The sequence below is a fragment of the Bacillus sp. FSL K6-0268 genome, assembly GCF_038005425.1.
Lineage (GTDB): Bacteria > Bacillota > Bacilli > Bacillales > Bacillaceae_G > Bacillus_A > Bacillus_A thuringiensis_S.
The window spans coordinates 2288453-2308743 of the sequence record NZ_JBBOTF010000001.1; the positions used below are offsets into that span (position 1 = coordinate 2288453).

Genomic DNA, 20291 nt, shown 5'->3' on the forward strand with positions numbered 1-20291 from the left:
AGGTACATTCCTTTTCTTAATACCATATATCCTTTATTCAATATAAAAGCCCATCAATACGTCGTCTCCATATGATCCATCTTCATACTTTATTTGCTTTCGTTGTCTCCCTTCTTCTACAAAACCCATACGTTTGTACACTTTAATTGCCCGATCATTAACAGAAACTACACCTAAGCAAATTTTCTCTAAACCTTTCTGCTCTTTAGCCCAACTAATAAGAAATTCAATTAATTTCGTGCCGATGCCTTGATTACAATACGCCTCTTTAATCCCCATTCCCATTGTGCCTGCGTGTTGTAACCGTTCTAGTTCATATCGGTTGAAAAGTAAAAAGCCAACTACCTTCCTATCTACTTCATACACGATATAGAGATTACCTTTCTCATTGCTTTTCCGTATCTTTTCTCTTTCTGCATTACTATCATTCGGTAACTTCTTTGGGGATACTATGAAAAATTTTGTAGTAGTTTCCGATAATATAATTTCTTTTCTAATATTCATAATTGCTTCTGCATCAGTCTCTTTTACTAACCGTATCATTGAATCACCTCGTACTTTTTCTTTTTAAAAATAATATTAAAACTACAAAACGTCCAATATGCAATATTACATATTGAGAATCTTTTTACTCTTGATACAATATTCATAAATCAAAATAAAAGGAATGTATGGAATGAACCCAATCTTAACAGATGCAAAACAACTATTACATAAAGAAGAAAAAATTTTATCTACTTTAAAATGTTCACTTACTGGCTATATGATTACGCATAAAGTCCCGTATCCTGGCATGTTACTTGCTACTAATCAAAGACTTCTCTTTTTTAGCCAATATAAAAACACATTCATTGCCGAATTTGATTATGAAAAAATTCTATCCATAGAAACGAAGAGAAGAATCTTTGACAAAAAAATAATATTTTACTATGAAGATGAATATATAACGCTTGGATACATTACAAGTTCGAATGTTGAAGCGTTCATAGACTTACTACAAAGAAACAGCAAGACTAGCACAGGCTTATAATCAGCGGGGATCCCCTCGCTGATTCATTATTTTAACTCCTCCCACTTCGTCCAAACTTCTCTCCCGTTTATACGGTACATACTATCCTCTCTATCCATAAACCTATGTACAATAAATTCACGTCTAATTGTACAAAAATCATCATGATATTGTTTTATAAATGTATTAATTTCTTTTTCTGTATATTGATTTTCAGCATTTAACTTGCTAATTAAATGCTCTAACAATACTAATTTTTTCTTCTTTTGACCTGGAATCGATTTTAAACGATTCTCTTTATCAAAAAAGTTACGAATGGTCGTATCACGGAATTTTATCTCACTTTCAGTCATTTTTTATCCTCCATCGGTTTTTATACAATAAAATTTATCGTTTATCTTTACTATCCTTCTTCATTCTTTCACTTACAACATCCATAAAGTAATATCCACTAATTAGCACATAGTAAAATAAAAGTATCCCTAGTATATCTTTCATACTCGTATATTCTTTTTTCTGAAACAAGATAGGTGAAAGAGAGAAAACGAGAAAGAAGATTAATGGATATAAGATAAAATAGTAAGTAGGATTGCCTTTCATCATATCAACTCCTCTACCCTATGTTTCTCTGTAAATTGTTGTAATTCCTTTTCTTTCGTTTCTATAGCTTTTAGAAAGATTTATAGATGAACCAAGGAAAAGATGCCCTCTATTAAAATAAAAAAGCACCAAAAAGGTGCTTTTTTTACGCTTCAACCGATTGATTTTCAGCAACATTTTTAAATTGTCGTTTGTGCATCAAAGTTAAGGAGGCGATTGTTCCAAGTGATAATACAACGATAAAGATCATGAGCATTCCTATGTTTTGCCACATGAAGTTAAAGTCTCCGCTTGATACGACTGCTTTCAATCCTGATACAGAGTATGTCATCGGTAACCAAGCATTAAATGGTTGTAAAAACTTCGGAATTAACTCTAACGGGAATGTTCCAGCACTTGTTGTAAGCTGAATAATTAATGTGATGATGGCGATGAAACGCCCTGCATCACCGAATGCTGTTACTAAACATTGAATTAATGCAATAAACGCTAAACTTGTAACGATGCTAAAGAGTATGAAGTACGGAATACTTTGTACTTCTACACCTAATCCGAACAGTAATATAACATCTGCTACTATCGCTTGAATAATACCGACTGATAGTAACACGCCGAACTTACTAATAAACCAACTAAATCCTGATTTTGGAACGCCAACTGTATCACGTAATGGATATACGATTGATAATAGTAATGCCCCAACGAATAAACCGAGTGATAAGAAATACGGTGTAAATCCAGTTCCGTAGTTAGGAACTTCCGCCATTTTCTCCGTCTTCACCTTTACAGGACTTGCAAACATATCATACGTTTTATCCGTCCCTTTTACTTCACCAGTTTTTTCTGCTCCTTCGCCCAGTTTCTCAGCAAGTTCGCCTGAACCGTCGTTTACTTTCACGAGGCCATCTGTTACTTTTCCTGATCCATCTGCTAGTTTATTTACGCCGTCGATTAGCTGGATTGAGCCTGTTGACATTTGATTTAGGCCACCATTTAGAGTACCTAAGCCAGTTGTTACTTGGCTTGAACCGTCTGTTAATTGCGTTATTCCTCCTGACATTTGATTTGCTCCCGCGGATAATGTACCTAAGCCGCCTGTTACTTTGCTTGAGCCGTCCGCTAATTGAGTTACTCCATCAATTAATTGATCTGACCCCTTATTTAATTTATTTACACCTACTTTGGCATTATTTAATCCTTCACCAAATCCGTGAAACTTACTTACAAATTGGTTTTGCGCATTCATTAATTTCGTAATACCATCCGTTAAAGTATTAATCCCACCTGAATTCGGTAGTTTGTTTTGCATTTCACTTGCCTTTTGATTTATTTCACCTTTTAGTTGATTTACTTCTTCGTTTAGTGTCTTTGTTCCACCCGATACTACAGCAACTTTTTGTTGAACTGTCGCTGTACTTTTTGCCGCATTTGTTATATACGGTTGTAACTGCTCTTGATATTCTTTTGGTAAACTCTCAATTTGCTTTTGTAAATTAGCTACATCTTGCGCTGCATTTTTGGCATCTCCTGCTGTTGATTGAGTAAATCCATTTAACTGATTTACGTTTTTTTCAGCTCCGTCTATTTTCTCATTTACTTTATTTAATATTGTAGGAACTTTCGCCTGCATTTCTTCTAAACCTGCAGCGGAACTTTTCACTTTACTATCTAATTCTTGCAAACCCTTTTCAATTTTTTGAGAAACCCCCTCTAATTGACTTTGTCCTCCAACAAGCTGTTCCATACCAGCTGCTAATTCATTCGTTCCTGTTTTTAATTCACCTGATTTATTTACTAACGTATTCAAACCCGCTGTTACTTTCTGAGATCCATCTTGCAATTTCCCTATACCCGTCTGCATCTCACCTGTTTTGCTATTTAACGTATTTAAACCATTTGTTACTTTGCCTGATCCATCTACTAATTTATTAGATCCATCTGCTAATTTCTGAGCTCCATCCTTCATCTCTCCAGACTTCCCTTGAAGTGTATGAAGGCCATCCGTCACTTTACTGGAACCATCATGCAGCTCACTTGATCCGTCGTGTAGTTTATTTGCTCCTTCCGCCCCATCTGCTAATCCTTTTGAGACGTCTTGAATAGAATCAAACATTTTCTCTGCATATGTTTTCGTTAACGTACTTGATACTTCACCTTTAATTTTTTCAATGGCTGTTCCGCCAATTTGTGAAGATAAGAAGTTTAAGCTTTCGTTTGGAATGTATTCTAAATTTAATGGTTTTGGATCATCTTTTAATAACGTTGTAGCGTTACTTGAGAAGTCATCTGGAATGCGTACTAACATGTAATACTTTCTACCTTCCATTCCTTTTTCCGCTTCTTTTTCACTTACAAATTCCCATTTGAAACTTGTATTATCTTTTAAGTTATCAACGAGCCCTTTTCCGACCTCAATTGGTTTCCCATCAAATACTGCACCTTTATCTAAATTGACTACCGCAACTGGTAAATCATCTAACTGTTTATACGGATCCCAAAAGGCCCATAAAAACATACCTGCATATAAAATTGGCACGAATAAAACCGCGATAATTGGAATTAATATTTTTTTACTTTTTATAATTTCAGTAAACTCTTTACGAAGTAACTGATTCCATTTCATCATTTCTCCCCCTTTTCTAAATGACCACATTGTTCATTTGGTCATTTTCACTCAAACAAAAAGGCTATACTTGTTCATACATATGCCTTATCCCCGAATTTATTACTATGCAACTTTTTCTCATTATAATTATAATTTTTCTATAACTCCTCCTCAAATTAAATATATGACCTCATTATTAATTTGGTCATTTTTTTATAAAATTAAAAGGATCATCTTAGTTTGACAATCCTTTTAGTAAATAAAGTTCAAATAACTCTGCAATTTTTTCTTTTTCTAGCGGTTCATGATTTTTTTCCCAATCAAAAATAAGCGATACATATAGACGAAGCATAATAAATGCTGTAATTTCTGGATCACATTTGCTAATTTCACCTTTTTCAATCGCAATCTTTAAATACGATTGAATAACAGAAACAATTTCCACATCAACTTGTTGCATGACTTCTTGTACTTCTTTCGTTCCCATATCGCGCTCTTCTTGAATTAATTTAATCATGAGCTGATGTTCTTTTCTAAATTCCAAGATGCTATATAATGCTCTATGTACATTTTCAAAAAATGAAACATCTGAACGAATTGCACTTTCTGCAACTTGCTTCATTTCTGTAATTAAATTAGAAATAATTTCACCAAATAGCTCTTCTTTATTTTTGAAAAAAGTATAAATCGTTCCTTTTCCTACATTCGCTAACTTCGCTACTTGATCCATCGTTGTTGCTTTATAACCGAACGCTGAAAAAGACTTTGTTGCAGCTTCAATAATAGAACGTTTTCGATCTATCGCCACATCTTCACCTCCAAAAATGACCAATTGGATAATATAGTCAATCAGTACACCTTTGATATTACCACACGCTTACATTCTAGACAAGTTCTCTTTTTTATTATTTCCAGTATAAAAAAATTCCAGTCAGTGTATATCATACTGTCCATAGTTTATCAGAAGAAAAGAGAAAAGGAAAAGGTGTTCTTAAGATATATGATTAAACCTTACTTCACAACAACAAAATTCCTCTTTTTCAAATAATCAAATAAAAAAACAAGAAAATCTTTACAATTAATAGTAATATAGAAAATAGACAAGTTTATCAAAATAGTGGAGGCTTTTTCAGTCATGATGCGTGCGCTTCGTTTAAATATAAAGCAAGCTTTTTGTAATCGTGTTTCTTTAATTATTATGTTTAGTGGACTAGCTCTTATTTTTATTTACCATTATTATTATGTAATTCGTTACATTGGGGATGGAACGGATGCGTTTGTAACAACAGCTTTTAAATGGATTGGATTTCGCGACAATGAAATGGATGTTTATTTATTATTAATGCCCGTTATTGCTAGTTTCCCCTTTAGTACAAGTTACAATTCGGATAAATCAGATGGTTTTAAACCGTTTGTAAGTAAAGGGATTTCTTTGTTCCCTTATTCAGTAACGAAATATATCGTTACATTCTTTTGTGGCGGACTTCTTTATACATTTCCATTCATCTTATCGTTATTATTTTGCAAATTAACCATTCCAGACGGAGAACCGACGGCTGGTTCAGGCATTATAAATGATAATGGGATGTTTGCAAACTTATATTACGAATCTCCCCTCACTTACATTACTGTATATATCGGAATTAATTTTTTATTTGCAGGTTTAATGGCCCTTTTAGGACTTGCAGCATCTGCGTGGTCACAAAAGGACTATATGGCGATTCTCTTCCCATTTGCAGTTGCCTCCATTCCATACGTCCTGCTAAATACGATATTCCCTACAATAGGCGGAGCGCCTTTTCATTTATATGACCCAAAACAACCGTTGCATGGCATGTCGCCGTATATTTTAACGATGCAATGCACTTTTTTCCTTCTCGTTAGTTTATTCATGTACATACAAGGAGTAAAGCGTGATAGAAAAAAATATAGAAGAAGGTTGCAAAGAAGAGAGCGGTGTAGAAAGGCTTTTCAAGTATAATAAAACCCTAATTTCCTTACTATATTGGAAATTAGGGTTTTATTTACTATTCATTTACGGTGTACCAGCCAATCCCCATAAAATAACAACCGCTACAAAATAAATTGCTTTAATCGCCACTACTAAACATAATGAAGCAATTGCATATTTACTTAATTCTCTTCTTGCACCTATTAAAGTGAAAATAACCGCCAAACTAAATGTTATATAAGAAGTTGCTGTATGTATTAAGTTATACGTAATGTCTAAATTACTTGTAAGTCCTGTTATATCAGCTACAAACTGAAGCATGACGATCGTACTAAAAAAAATTGCAAACTGATTCATTAATTTTCCATTTATTCGTGCTTGCATCGCTGCCCTCCTAACGACTGAATATTCAATTAATTTTATCATCAGATTACAAAAAAAGGAATCATCTCTTTATACTATTGATGCAGAAACAAAAAAGAACGCTCAGTCACCTAAGCGTTCCTTTCTTTAAGAAGCTTTCTTCAAATCAATTTGAGCAAGTACTGGGTCATGATCGCTTACACGTCCGTGCTCTTTCATTATGTTTGAGTTTAAGTGCACTGGATCTACAATTGTGTGCGGTGCGATGTTGTTTGTTACTAAAATATGATCTAACACTTGTGCATTTCCTTCGTGAATGTACGTGTAACGATTCTCTTTCGGCACTGTGTTTAACATATTCTTTAAGTTTGTTCCTTCTAGTGCTTTTAGTGGTTTAGCAAACTCAAAATCGTTCATATCTCCTAACACAACAACTGGTGCATTTGTGTTCTTTTTCTGAATTCCTTGTACAAATTGATTTACTTCTTGTGCTAACTGAATTCGTTTGTCTTCACTTTTTAATACGAGCGGTTGCACTTTTCCAAATGGCGTTGCATCCCCTATTTTTGAGTTTAAGTGATTTGCAACGACAACAACGTTTTGTCCTTGGAACGTAAATTCTGCCGCTAACGGTTTACGTGTACTTTCAAATAATGAACTTTCGTCTCCAATGCGAACCACATTTTTATCAAGTAACTTCGGTACTGCTGCTAATTTCACGCGTGATGGGTTGTAGAAGAAACCGACGCGAATATTCGCTCCTGGTGCTCCTCCGTCTAGATTATTGTTTGGAGCAATTTCTACATACTCATACTTCGGTCCACGAATTTCTAGAACTGCATCAATGATACGTTTTGCGCTCAATGACGCATCTGTTGTACCGTCATTAATTGATCCGTTATTATCTTGCATTTCCTCTACACCGATAATATCTGGCATTTTTAAATTGTATTTAATAGAATACGCTAACGCTTTTACCTTTTCATCTGTTGTTTCTTTTTTATTCGCCGAGAAATTTTCAATGTTATATGTAGCAACTGTTAACTTATCAAGACGAGGCTGAATATTTGCCCCTACTTGCTTAAATCCACCATCCACTACAGCTGGCAATTCTGTTATTGGCGAAATACGGAAAGAACCGTAATCATATCCTACTACCCCTGTTATATCTCCAGTGAAAGTATCTCCTACTTTTGCTACATAATCGCGAGGCACTTTTACAGAAAGACGCTCTGGGTTTAATTGATTTTCATCTAATAGAGGTGTGCCATATTGTGTTACTATTTTATCTCCACCATTTTTTACTGTTACATATAAATTTCCGTTTTTCTGAGGTGCAATAATTTTTGGTGTTGGCATCGTAACACGCATACCTTCTATACTTTCATAGAAGTCGATTGCATCTTCATTTGGATCAAATAAACCAAATGCATCATTATCAATAATCTGATCCGGGATTTTCACACCGTTTTCCCCAAGTACAATCGGTGCTGGTAAAGATTGATCTTTTGCGATTACAACAACGCGACTCCCCTTAATTTCTGTCGTCGTTAAGTCTGTTTCAAATCGCTCTGCATATCCTGGTCCAACATATTCTTCTACTACTCCATCAACTTGAATAAGATCTCCTACTGCTACATTCGCATCTTTTTTGTATACGTACATACCTTCTGAAGTAGCTGGATCATTATCTAGCTGATTGTCTTCTATATAAAAGCCGTTTTTATCAAGCGCTGTGACAACGCCTTCCACATTGTATACTTTCTTCCCGTTGTAAGGAGACATATGTGATTTTCCTTGAATGTCATGAATACGAACCTGTTCATTATTTACGATAATAAACGAAAACGTCGAAATTGCTGAAGAAGTAAGCCCTTCTTTTTCTGCGATTGCTTTCACTACACTATTTTCATTCACTACAATTTGTCCATTATAACGAACGCTTTTATTAGTAGGATTAGAGCCATCTAACGTATAGTAGATTGTTGCCCCTTCTGTATTCGTCGTTAATGTTACCGCTGTTCCTTTAGCAACTTCTCCACCGTTCGGTGAAGCTACTACATCGCTAACACGGTTTTGGCCTTCACCTTGAAACTTATAAGCTGTTACTGATTTTAAACCTGGGTTACTAAAATATAATTCAAGAGTCCCAGTCAAACTAACTTTCTTCCCGATATTTTCAGGATGATCTTTTACATTCACTGCCGTTCTCACATCACCTTTTGGCAACTGAACAGGCATGATTTTGTCTGGATTCGTTTCGTTTGGCGAATCTGCAATTGCTACGTTTGTATCATCAAACTTAGCTGGATCCTTCGTATATTTAGAAGAACTTTGCGTATATCCAACAATGTACCCTTCCACTATCCCCTTCGTTTTCCCTTGCTGCTTAAATACTTGAATTGCTTTTTCTACTGACATAGAAGCAGTTTCTTCTGCTTGCGCTAAAGTTCCAGTAAATGAAAGCAATAGCAAGAATGATAAAAAGACACTTAACAATTTCTTCACAGCCATTTTCCTCTCCATATTTCATATTTTCTCAGCATTTCTATCATAACAAATGATTCGTTATATAGAACTATTTTTCGACAAATTTTACAAAAGATTTATTTAATTTACAAGCTTTCAACCTATAATACAAAATAATAATTTTACACCTTCTACAAATGCACTCTATAATGTTAGAGAGAGAAAACAGAAAATATCGACATTTGATTGGCATGTAAAATGGATTCATTTGAATAGGAGTGATTGGATGGAAGTGCAAACAGAAACATACCGCGCAGCTATGAATGGAACATTAGAACGTCATTTTTCAGATATGATTGCTGTTATACCAACTAGAATTACAATTGAGCAGTTAAAACAGCGGCTAGAGACTATCGCTACTAAAGTTGATGAGTTAAAAATTGTTTATAGTGATGAGACAAGCCTTATTTTTGAGTTACATATGGATGAAGCAATCATACCGTATGAACTGCATATTGATGAGGCGAATGACCCAGAAGAATACAAAATGTACAATAGACAAGATTCTACAATCGTAGATCGTAATTTTGAAGATGCGGCTTTCGGCACTGAAATTTTCACTCGTACGCTATTTGTAGGCGATGTACTGGACTGCTTTTTCCAGCAGTTACAGTTTTTATGGAATCTCGCCCCAGATTTGTTATTTGTAATCGATTCAAGTGCAGCAATGAAAGTGATATCTAGAAGCTATATTGAATATCACGTTGAAAATGAATTATTACCTGACATTCCTGACTTGTACGTTATTCATTCTGTTTATGAAGACGATAAAGATGATGAGCCTACGCAATATTGGTTTCATACACACGGTCTTTTAAGAGCAGGCGTAACTGAAATAGAGTTAATTATTCCAAATCGCATTTCTTCCTACTACGGCATTAGCGATCTCTTTCAAACATTTGCTAATAATGCGGTTGAAAATGGACAAGTCCCTATGAATGAGCCTATCGTTATCGCGCATAGTCAGCAAGGTTCTATACATACAGTCGCTGTTCCGTGGGAAAAAGGATTATCTTATATAGGGCATAAAACGAGTATGGACCAATTATCTTCAATCGAGGATGAAGAAGTGAAACTACAACCAATAGATGCACAAAATACATTCTTAGGCGGAATGGATGCCCGAGATGAATACCATCAATCTCCATCCGTTCTCTTATTCAAATTTAATACTTCAGAAGAATATATTGAAAGTTTTTTCAAAGAACACGAGGAAGCTACAGGGCTCATGTTCTATAAAACAAATAGTGAAACCAATCGTATGGCTTACAATGCGAAAAATACTTTCGGGTATTTCAGCAACATTTTTCACATTGAACAATCAAATGAAGATTTTCGTTTCCTTGCTAAGTTTGGTGTCTCCTACGAAGAAGGAAAAAGTGAACATATGTGGTTTGAAATGCAAAACATTACGGAAGATTTCATTCAAGGAATACTCATTAATGAACCATATTTTATAGAAGATATGAGTGAAGGAAATAGTTATCATTTAGATTTTGATAACTTAACAGAGTGGGTTATTTATGCAGGAGATGCCGTTATAAAGCCAAATAACTTATATATGTTTATTGGCGAATAAGTATTTTATACAATAAACGAAACGCCTTCAATATAATTGAAGGCGTTTCGTTTATTGTGCGATTAATTCAGCATCTATTACTTTCTCCAAATGAGATAATACACGCTTTGCAGCTTCCTCACCTTGATTAATACAATCTGGAAGTCCAGCACCAGCATAGGAGCTACCTGCCAAGTATATACCAGGCAACTCTTTCTGCATAAATGTTGTGAGCTTTTTCATTCGCTCATTATGGCCTACTGTATATTGAGGCATCGCTTCTTTCCAGCGGCTTACGATTGTAAATTCTGGATCCTCTGTAATATCCATCGTTTTTCTTAAATCTTCTAGTACGAGCTGAACGAGTTCTTCTTCAGTTTGTTCTACAACCGCTTCATCACCAGCACGTCCAACGTAACAGCGAAGGAGTGTTTTTCCTTCTGGCGTTGTATGTGGCCATTTTTTATGCGTCCACGTACACGCTGTAATCGTGTAATCGCTATTTCGTGATACGACAAATCCTGTACCATTAATATCGCGCCGGATTGCTGACTTTTGGAAAGCAAGTGCCACATTCGCAACGGATGTGGCCGGAATATTACGGAAGAAACGAAACTGCTTGTACTGAGCAAACATGGACGGCAATACTTTATGCGAAGTTGCCACTACGATGGCGTCCGCTTCTATTTCTTTTCCATTACTAAGAGTAATTGTATAACCATCACCCTGTTTTGCAACTTTTTCAATGCGAGTTCCCTTTATTATCGTACCTTCATGCATCTTTACTTCGAGAGATTCTACGATAGATTCTAAACCTGTTTTCACTGTTTGGAAGATTCCTTTTTTCGGTTTAGCTTTCTCTTCTTTCGGAGCGAGCGTACGCATACCGAGTGAAATACTGCGATGTTTCTGCTCAATCTGATACATTTGCGGGAATGTTGACATTAAGCTCATTTCATCAATATCCCCTGCATAAATACCCGATAGTAACGGTTCTATTAAGTTTTCAACCACTTCGTTTCCGAGGCGATGTCTGAAAAATTGTCCGAGTGATTGGTCAGATACTGGCTTTGACCTCGGCATTAATAGATCAAAACCAGCTCTTAGTTTACCAATTGGGGAGAACAGCCCGGAAAATAGAAACGGCGTAATTTGCGTTGGAATTCCCATCATTGATCCGCTCGGCATTTTATGTAACCGATTGTTTACGAGGATAAATGATTGACCGGCTTGATTATTTACAAGTTCATCGCCAAGACCTAATTCTTTCACTAATCTAGCTGCACTTTCTTTTCGTGCTAAGAAAGAATCCGGTCCGCGTTCAATTGTAAATCCATCTTTTCGAACGGTTTGAATTTTTCCGCCAAGTTTACCCGATGCTTCTATAAGTAATGTATCAATCGGCAAGTTTTTTTCATGAATATTTTTTTGTAAGTTATACATTGCTGTTAATCCCGTTATGCCTCCGCCGACGATCACAACTTTTTTCCTCAAGCAGGCTCCCCCTTTCTTCTTACAGTACAGATTCTTTTTTCTTTAATACAACATCTGTTAAACAATCAATAAATGCGTCCGATGCATTTGGCATTTCTGGACGATAATATTTCGCACCAATTTCATCCGTTACAACTTTACACTCAAAGTCGTTGTCATATAAAACTTCTAAATGTTCAGCAACAAATCCAACTGGTGCATATACGAATGAAGTATAACCGTGCCTTTCATTTAGTTCTCTCGTTAAATCTTGTACATCTGGACCAATCCAAGGATCTGGTGTGTTTCCTGCACTTTGCCAGCCTACTGCATAGTTTGCTACTTCAGCTCCGCGCGCGATATAATCAGCTGTTTCATTTAATTGATCTGGATATGGATCGCCCATTGCAATAATTTTCTCTGGTAAGCTATGTGCAGATACGATTAATACTGCTTTTTCACGCTCTGCATCTGACATACCGTTATATATACCTTTCACTGCATCAACCCAGTACTGGATGAATTTCGGCTCTTTATACCAGCTATCGATGCCGTGAATTATTAAGTTCCCAAGTTTCTCAGCTTCTTCTTGTGCTCGTCCAACGTATGATTTCACGCTAAACGTAGAATAGTGAGGTGCAAGAACAAGTGCGATTGCATCTTGTATTCCGTCGTTATGCATATCTTTCACCGCATCTTCAATAAACGGTTCAATATGTTTTAAACCAAGATACATATGGTACTCTACTTCATCTTGCACTTCATTTAAACGCTTCTCTAACTTCTTAGCTTGCTCTAATGTAATAGTAGCTAAAGGAGAAATACCACCAATTGCACGGTAACGCTCTGTTAAATCTTCCAGCATTTCAGGACTTGGCTTTCTTCCTCTGCGAATATGTGTATAGTAACGTTCAATATCTTCTTCTTTATATGGCGTTCCATATGCCATTACAAGCAAACCAATTTTCTTTTTCATACAGCAATTCTCCTTTACTTCGCTAACTGCCCTTTAGAGTATTCATGAATAAATGTAGTTAAACGTTTTAATGTATCTGGATTTACTTCTGGGAATACACCGTGTCCTAAGTTAAAGATATAACCAGGCTCTTTCATCCCTTGATCTAAAATACCTTTTACATGTTCTTCAATAACAGACCATGGCGCAAGTAAGAATGAAGGGTCCATATTTCCTTGTACCGCCTTATGAACGCCGCGTGCACGTGCTTCTTCAATTGGTAAACGCCAGTCTAAGCCGACTACATCAAGCGGTAAATCGTGCCACTCATTCACTAAGTGTGCAGCTCCTACGCCGTGCATAATCATCGGTACACCCATAGGGCGAACTTCTGCAAAAATACGCTCCATTGCTGGTTTAATAAATACGCGGTAATCTGCTACATTTACTGTTCCAACCCAAGAATCGAAAATTTGAACTGCTTTTGCTCCTGCGTTAATTTGCGCTTTTAAATATGTAATAACCATATCTGCTAGCTTATCCATTAAAGCAAACCAAGCTTTTGGCTCTGCATACATGAACGCTTTCGTATTATGGTAGTTACGAGATGGACCGCCTTCAATCATATAGCTCGCTAATGTAAATGGAGCTCCTGAAAAACCGATTAACGGTACGTCTAACATTTCTGTCGTTAATAAACGAATTGTATCTAGTATGTACGGTACATCATCTTCTGGATTGATTTCCCCTAGTTTTTCTACGTCTTGTAAAGAACGGATTGGGTTATCGATAACTGGGCCAATACCTGATTTAATTTCTACATCCACACCAATTGCAGGTAGTGGTGACATAATATCTTTATAAAGAATTGCTGCGTCTACGTTATATTGATCAACCGGCAATTTTGTAACGTAAGCACATAACTCTGGATTGTGTGTAATTTCAAATAAAGAATACTTTTCTTTAATCTTTCTATATTCCGGCTGTGAACGACCTGCTTGACGCATATACCATGCTGGTACATAATCGGTACGTTCCCCCCTACATGCTTTTAAAAATGTCTCATTTATAGTTCTTACCAAGACCCTTGCTCCCTTCCTTACCAATGCTTCGAATACGTTCGATATTTATCTTTTTTTACTATACAGCTTGTAAAAACAAAATGCATAATATTATGTACGTTGTTCATTAAATTGACACAAACATTCGTAAAAACGCTTACTATTTTCACAACATTCTTATTATAACACAGAGAAAAACTATGGTTTAGCTACTTTTGACTTTTCTCCTTCGCGATTCGTTTGTGAATTATATGGTACAACGTAAAAGCTCGGTTTTGAAAATATGTTAACGAACTTTTCCTCATATTCTCCAGCACCATTTACAGTGCTAACATGCGTATGAATTCCGTTCTCCACTCTATAGATTCGGTACATAATTCTGTTATCTGGAAGTGGCGTCCAACTTAATTTTGCTTTAAATAAACCGAAAGGGCTAAATGATAGTTTCATTTTTACATCTTCAATTTTGCGCAGCCGAATCGGAGCACCGATTGTTTCCACACCTTCAGGCTTCATAAACTTCTCTTTATGTTCTACATTAGCCTTCGTTAAAATTTTCTTAAACAATTTTGTCGCAGATGCACTTTCTCCTTGCAACTGATGTTCCTTATCCGTACGGTCATAACCAATCCAAACAGCGCCTACTAAGTTCGGTGTATAGCCGACGAACCACATATCTCTTGCTCCCTTATCGTCATTTGGCAATGAAGTTGTACCCGTTTTTCCAGCTAGCGCACCGTTATATACACCTGCTCTCGCTGTCCCCTCCTTCACAACTCCTTCTAACATTTTCGTCATATACCATGCCGTCTGTTTCGAAAAAATTTTCGTCTCTACTCTCGGTGATTCCCCAATGACTGCACCGTGTCTATTTAATACTTTATCAATAACGTGCGGCTCGATAATATTTCCATTTGCTAAAAATGAACGATACATTTTTACAAGATCAAATGTTGAAACGCCATTTTTCAATCCGCCAAGCGCTGTACTTAAACCAGCATCTGCAATATGGACATTTCCTTTTTCTAAATATTGCTTTCCTTCTTCTACCCCTAACTCATTTAATAAAGAAACTGCCGGTACGTTTGCCGACTCTAAAATCGCATCATACATCGTCATTTCTTTTGAATACTCATGATTATAATTTCGAGGTTCATACCCTTCAAAAGAATTTCTTTCATTCGTTAATAAAGAATACGGATTATACTTTTTCGTTTCTAGTGCTGGTGCATAAACGATAAGTGGTTTTAAAACAGATCCGGGCTGCCTTTTGGCAAAAACACGATTAAATCCTCTCGGGACGTACTTTCTTCCCCCAATCGCTGCTTTAATCCCTCCCGTATGATTATCCATTAATAAAAATGCACCTTGTGCCCCTTCTTCTTTCCCAGGAAAATTCCTTGCATCTTGAAACTGGTTATACGCTACCTTTTGAATTTTTTCATCCATAGGTACGACAAACGTATATCCTCCGCGAAGTACTTCTTGATGAGACAATCCGTATAAACGAGCTGCTTCATCTATGACCATATCAATATACGGCATATATGCGAGCTCATTTTCGTCTAAGTTTTTATATAAAGCAATCGTCTTTCCTTGATAACGTACGCTATCTTCGGCAGTCAAATAGCCTTGTTTATGCATAAGTGACAATACTAGATCGCGGCGTTCCTTACTCTTCTCTGCAGAATAGTACGGTGAATATCCGTTTGGTGACTTCGGAAGGCCTGCAAGCATTGCCCCTTCCTCTACTGTTAAATCCTCAACATTTTTATTAAAATACAGCTTTGCTGCTGCTTGAATACCGTAAGCCCCATGACCAAAATAAATATGATTCATATACATTTCAAGAATTTGTTGCTTCGTATATTTTTGCTCTAATTGAAGAGAAATTGCGACTTCCTTCAATTTGCGCGTAAATGTTTTTTCACGAGTTAAAAAGACATTTTTAGCGAGTTGCTGCGTAATGGTACTACCGCCCTCTAGCTTTTCTCCAGCTAACGTATCTTTATAAAGAGCACGGAATATAGACGGATAATCAATTCCTTGATGCTCATAAAAACGAGAATCTTCCACCGCAACAAACGCCTGCTGCACATACTTCGGAATTTGCTCGATCGGTACGAGCTCCCTATTTTCTACGTATAATTTCGTAATTTCTTTCCCTTTCTGGTCAACGATACGTGATGAAGAGTGGAAAACGAGCTGCTTTTCATCCATCATATAGCCACCAGCTAACACGATAAGTTTATAGAGTACAATCGCTACTATAAACGTTGCGACGCCACCTAATAAAGTCCACTTTACTTTCTTCATACATCGGCCTTCTTTCCAAATGATGGTACATTTATTATTTGAAAAAGAAGTATCTTTATGTATATAATCTTCGAAGTTTTTTAAGAGAGTTGATATAATAGAAACAAACTATTAAGGGGGCATTAAAATGAAGGCTATTATTTCATACGAAACACCTCTAGAACAAGCACATTTCACTGCAAAAAATGATGAGAAAAATATGTTTTATAAAGAAAATACAGAAGAATCTGTAGAAGGCTCACTTCAGTATGACGTACTAGATGCTGTCGGTGAATTTAAAGGACAACCTGGCTATATCGTTTGTAACAATATTTCTGTAACAGACGAAGGTCGCCCAGTATTTGAAAACCGTTTTAAAAACCGTGCAGGCCTTATTGAAAACGAACCAGGATTCCAAGCGATCCGTGTTCTACGCCCATTAAGTAACGATACATATGTCATCTTAACGATGTGGGAAACGGAGCAAAACTTTAAAGACTGGACAGAATCACGTTCATTCGAAAACGCTCATAAAAAACGTCCTGCACAAGCAGAAGGACAAGCACAGGCGCATCCACATGCTGAACAGCAAAAGAGTATTTTCTCTCGTCCGTCGTTCGTGACTACTTTTGATGTGTTAGTTTAATTAGAAAGTAATACAACACTATCAGTACGTGAAATTATATTAACGATTTTTCGAATATATCTATCATATCTTTGAATATATCAACGATTTTTTCAATTTATCTATCACATCTTGAAATATATCAACGATTTTTCGAATATATCTATCACATCTTGAAATATATCAACGATTCGACTAAAGGTATCCATTTAATAACAAAAAGGAAACACCACTACACATCGGTGTTTCCTTTTTCTTTGTACCAATTATATATACGAAGCGAATCTTTTTTTCTCATATGCTTTACTTCATAACCGCGCCCGGCTACCGCTACAAGAGTTGTACATAATTCATCTTTTCTTTGAAAATACGATTGATTATAACCTACTGCTTGAACATGTCTTCTTCGCATTATTCCTGTATATTTCGAAAAATTACGATATACAACCGTTAGTTGATTTTCTCTTAATTCATAACCACCACTTTTATATCTAGCATACGCAAGTAACGAAAACACGATAAATAACGGTAAAATAACAAACAACGCAATATATTGTTTAAAATATATACTCACGCTGGCAATTAGAACTGTGAGTATGATACTTATTAACCAGCCCATAATGAAATAACGACGCAACGCTGTTTTTGGTAAGTGAACGATCTCCGCTTCGATTTCATAAGGTAACTCTAAATATGTGAGCAGGTGCTGTACATCTTTTTTCTTCATAAATGGATGCAACATTACTTCGTTACTTGCTGCTCCAATACTTTGAATTGCTTCCACTTCAACAGCACAATAGCCAAACGGCTGGCGAAGCATACCTTCTTTTACAGTAATCGCTTGAATGCGGTGCAATTTTAAGACAAACTCTTTCTTTTCAAATAATCCTTGAACGATACGAATCTCTTCCCCTTTTCGCCCAATTTTAAAGTTTGCATATTTCAACACATATCCAGCCGTGGAAATAATCCATGAAATTGCCATTAAAATTAATGCAATTACAATTAGTTTATAAACACCGTTTCCCATCACATACGCTTCTACTTTACTTGTGAATCCTTCAGGAAGAACAAAATTCAAACTTTGTGTAAAGAAGTACTAGTCCAGAGAACACTAGTCCGAACCGACCAGATGTAATCGCTGCGGCTAAAACCTCTTTCGCTGTTAACTGATAAACCGTCTTGCTTTCTTCCTCTTCTATTTCTTCTTTTACAGTAGTTTTTTTCTTATGTAATACAGAGATTAAATGTTTTGCCTCGTCTTCTTTAATACCAGCCAACATCACTTCTGGTTCATTACCACCACCGGCTACTTCTATATTTAACTTCATGAGTCCGAGCATTTGATAAATGAAGTTAGAAGACGTACTAATATTTTGTACACGCTCTTTATTTAAATAGCTTTCCTTCTTTACAAAAACACCGTGCTTTACATGTAACATATTATTCTCAATCCAGTACACTTTAAAATACCATTTAATTGCTGAAAAAATAGCCATGATGAATAAAACAACCAGAAGGAAAAGATAAAATAAATACCAAGGTTCCACTTGTTCATCAGGTTTAAATAAAACAAGAATAATAAGTGGCAACAAACTCGCAACCCTAATACCTAACAATATCGTGATCGGATGTTGCCTCTTATACATCCTCATCACTCACTTTCGCAAGTTCTCCAATTTGTCTTTTCAGCTGTTCTGCTTCTTCTTTCGTTAAACCTGGGATACTATGAGAAGTTGCGGCTGTTGAAATGTGTAATTCTGCTAAATTATACTTTCTCATAATCGGCCCTTGCTCAATCGTTACGTGCTGCACACGGATCATCGGAATAAGTACGCGTTCTACAACAAACATTCCCTTTTGAATCTCAATCTCTTCTTCATTTAATCTGTAACTATAATAGCGCTGACGTAAATTTGGAAATACAAAATAATCAAGTGGAATAAATATAATGGCTCCTGTTACTAATAGTCCAAACAACCAGCCCCACCAGTTAAAGTTAATCATAAAAAAGAAATACGCAATTACGACTGTTAGTATAACTGCCGCCCCAATTAAAGCGTGAATCCTCCACACTTTCAGCATATTAGAATGAATCTCCCTTTCTAACGGCTGCATCTCATCACTCCAATTCTATGAATTTATTACTTATATATTATCAAAAAATAAGGTTTTATATACATTTTTGTAAATTTATAGTCAAATAAATATAAGTGAATCAAAAGCATGTTAAAAAACATATATTATAAATATGAATTATATTAGACCAAATAAACCCTGCATGATTCATGCAAGGTTTATCGTTTTATACACAATATATTTCATTATTGTTGAGATATACTAGCATCGCTTTCAATTCGCTTTTCTTTTTGGCTCAGTTTTTTATCTTTAGATTTTTTTAATGTTAAAGTCATGCCAATAAAAATAAATAGAATTCCTGTTATTTGCATTAAAGTTGGACGGAATCCAGTAAGTACAGTATCTAATAATATTGCCACTGCCGGATCTAAAAAAACTAATATTGAGATTGTTTTTGTAGACAAATGGCGTAAACTATCAAAAAACAGATAATACACTATCCCTGTGTGAATAAAACCAGTAGCTATAATATATGTCCAATTACTTTGAGTGAGGCCACTAAAAGCATCTAAATCTATAAATGGTATTAAAAGAAATATCCCCAAGAATGTTTGTAAAAATGTCATTGCATACGCACTCATTTTGTTAATCCCTTTACCAAATAAAGTTGTAAATGCATAAAAGAGAGCTGCAAGAAATCCCCATATCATACCTGAAGACATTAATGAGCCTACAGAGAAGCTTCCATCGATACCAGCAATTAATAAAGCTCCCACAAAACACACAACTATTGAAATGATAGATATTAATGTTAATTTTTCTTTAAAGACGATACTTCCAATTAACAATACAATTACTGGTGCAAGATGATAAACTGAGATAGCAATTGTAACTGACATATTTTCAAAGGCTTTAAATAAGAAAACCCAATTAAATACTAAGAAAAACCCACATATTAAAACTTGAATAACTTCTTTTCGTTCCCATTTATCTTGTTTATATTGCCCTGTAAGCAACCAGCATACACTTAAAAATATTGTCGCAAAAATACACCTTACAAACACTAATTCAAACGAAGGTAAGTTTGTTTGAACAGAAAAAAATCCAACTGATCCAAAGATAACCATTGATGCTATCATCTTTAAGGCCGGTACCGTTTTCTCTTGCTTAAAACTTTTTTGAAGCAAA

The 20291-nt window shown here is 35.7% G+C and carries 17 protein-coding genes and 1 pseudogene; 4 read left to right on the forward strand and 14 right to left on the reverse strand.

What is annotated here, in order from left to right; genetic code table 11:
• Positions 1-33 precede the first annotated feature (33 nt).
• On the reverse strand, positions 34-543 hold the full coding sequence (locus MHI28_RS11760) for a GNAT family N-acetyltransferase (RefSeq protein ID WP_000620471.1): 510 nt from the start codon (positions 541-543) through the stop codon (positions 34-36).
• Positions 544-676: 133 nt separating this feature from the next.
• On the opposite strand from MHI28_RS11760, the gene MHI28_RS11765 reads away from it, so the two are divergent.
• Positions 677-1030, forward strand: a complete 354-nt coding sequence (locus MHI28_RS11765) for a PH domain-containing protein (RefSeq protein WP_001068229.1) — start codon at positions 677-679, stop codon at positions 1028-1030.
• A 26-nt stretch (positions 1031-1056) separates the two neighbouring features.
• Here the strand turns inward: MHI28_RS11765 and MHI28_RS11770 are convergent, their stop codons facing one another.
• The 4 genes from MHI28_RS11770 to MHI28_RS11785 form a co-directional block, all read right to left on the reverse strand.
• Positions 1057-1362, reverse strand: a complete 306-nt coding sequence (locus MHI28_RS11770; RefSeq protein WP_340827978.1) for a DUF2087 domain-containing protein — start codon at positions 1360-1362, stop codon at positions 1057-1059.
• Between the two features lie 34 nt (positions 1363-1396).
• Positions 1397-1612 (reverse strand): hypothetical protein, encoded by a 216-nt coding sequence (locus MHI28_RS11775; RefSeq protein ID WP_002083046.1) that lies wholly within the window; start codon positions 1610-1612, stop codon positions 1397-1399.
• 142 nt (positions 1613-1754) lie between these two features.
• Positions 1755-4232 (reverse strand): YhgE/Pip domain-containing protein, encoded by a 2478-nt coding sequence (locus MHI28_RS11780; protein ID WP_340827979.1) that lies wholly within the window; start codon positions 4230-4232, stop codon positions 1755-1757.
• Positions 4233-4449: 217 nt separating this feature from the next.
• The gene (locus MHI28_RS11785; RefSeq protein WP_000963381.1) at positions 4450-5022 is read right to left on the reverse strand and encodes a TetR/AcrR family transcriptional regulator; all 573 of its coding nucleotides are present in this window, start codon (positions 5020-5022) and stop codon (positions 4450-4452) included.
• 327 nt (positions 5023-5349) lie between these two features.
• On the opposite strand from MHI28_RS11785, the gene MHI28_RS11790 reads away from it, so the two are divergent.
• Entirely contained in the window at positions 5350-6195 is an 846-nt protein-coding gene (locus MHI28_RS11790; RefSeq protein ID WP_000984163.1) for a hypothetical protein, read from the forward strand.
• A gap of 54 nt (positions 6196-6249) precedes the next feature.
• On the opposite strand, the gene MHI28_RS11795 is transcribed toward MHI28_RS11790, so the two are convergent.
• Together MHI28_RS11795 and MHI28_RS11800 are read right to left on the reverse strand one after the other, a co-directional pair.
• On the reverse strand, positions 6250-6549 hold the full coding sequence (locus MHI28_RS11795) for a hypothetical protein (protein ID WP_001148894.1): 300 nt from the start codon (positions 6547-6549) through the stop codon (positions 6250-6252).
• A gap of 126 nt (positions 6550-6675) precedes the next feature.
• A complete protein-coding gene (locus MHI28_RS11800; RefSeq protein WP_000279291.1) occupies positions 6676-9042 on the reverse strand; it encodes a DUF6359 domain-containing protein in 2367 nt (788 codons plus the stop codon).
• 241 nt (positions 9043-9283) lie between these two features.
• Here MHI28_RS11800 and MHI28_RS11805 point away from each other — a divergent pair, with 241 nt between their 5' ends.
• Entirely contained in the window at positions 9284-10636 is a 1353-nt protein-coding gene (locus MHI28_RS11805) for a DUF4026 domain-containing protein (protein ID WP_000453727.1), read from the forward strand.
• 51 nt (positions 10637-10687) lie between these two features.
• Here MHI28_RS11805 and hemY read toward each other — a convergent pair whose 3' ends face one another.
• The 4 genes from hemY to MHI28_RS11825 all read right to left on the reverse strand — a co-directional run bounded on the left by hemY (position 10688) and on the right by MHI28_RS11825 (position 16420).
• Complete coding sequence (gene hemY / locus MHI28_RS11810) at positions 10688-12109, reverse strand: protoporphyrinogen oxidase (protein WP_001228109.1); 1422 nt, start codon at positions 12107-12109, stop codon at positions 10688-10690.
• A gap of 19 nt (positions 12110-12128) precedes the next feature.
• Positions 12129-13064, reverse strand: a complete 936-nt coding sequence (gene hemH / locus MHI28_RS11815; RefSeq protein ID WP_000726772.1) for a ferrochelatase — start codon at positions 13062-13064, stop codon at positions 12129-12131.
• Positions 13065-13078: 14 nt separating this feature from the next.
• The gene (hemE, locus tag MHI28_RS11820) at positions 13079-14125 is read right to left on the reverse strand and encodes a uroporphyrinogen decarboxylase (RefSeq protein ID WP_000252608.1); all 1047 of its coding nucleotides are present in this window, start codon (positions 14123-14125) and stop codon (positions 13079-13081) included.
• Positions 14126-14302: 177 nt separating this feature from the next.
• A complete protein-coding gene (locus MHI28_RS11825) occupies positions 14303-16420 on the reverse strand; it encodes a transglycosylase domain-containing protein (RefSeq protein WP_000756276.1) in 2118 nt (705 codons plus the stop codon).
• A 127-nt stretch (positions 16421-16547) separates the two neighbouring features.
• On the opposite strand from MHI28_RS11825, the gene hmoB reads away from it, so the two are divergent.
• Positions 16548-17045, forward strand: a complete 498-nt coding sequence (gene hmoB, locus MHI28_RS11830; RefSeq protein ID WP_000644060.1) for a heme-degrading monooxygenase HmoB — start codon at positions 16548-16550, stop codon at positions 17043-17045.
• A 211-nt stretch (positions 17046-17256) separates the two neighbouring features.
• Here hmoB and MHI28_RS11835 read toward each other — a convergent pair.
• The 3 genes and pseudogenes from MHI28_RS11835 to MHI28_RS11845 form a co-directional block, all read right to left on the reverse strand.
• A pseudogene (locus tag MHI28_RS11835) lies at positions 17257-18673 on the reverse strand (PH domain-containing protein).
• The gene (locus tag MHI28_RS11840) at positions 18666-19142 is read right to left on the reverse strand and encodes a PH domain-containing protein (RefSeq protein WP_086413065.1); all 477 of its coding nucleotides are present in this window, start codon (positions 19140-19142) and stop codon (positions 18666-18668) included. Before MHI28_RS11840 ends, MHI28_RS11835 begins: the two are co-directional and overlap by 8 nt.
• A gap of 206 nt (positions 19143-19348) precedes the next feature.
• Positions 19349-20290 carry a DMT family transporter gene (locus tag MHI28_RS11845; protein WP_086413064.1) on the reverse strand — a complete coding sequence of 314 codons (942 nt, stop codon included), beginning with the start codon at positions 20288-20290 and terminating at the stop codon, positions 19349-19351.
• Position 20291 lies beyond the last annotated feature (1 nt).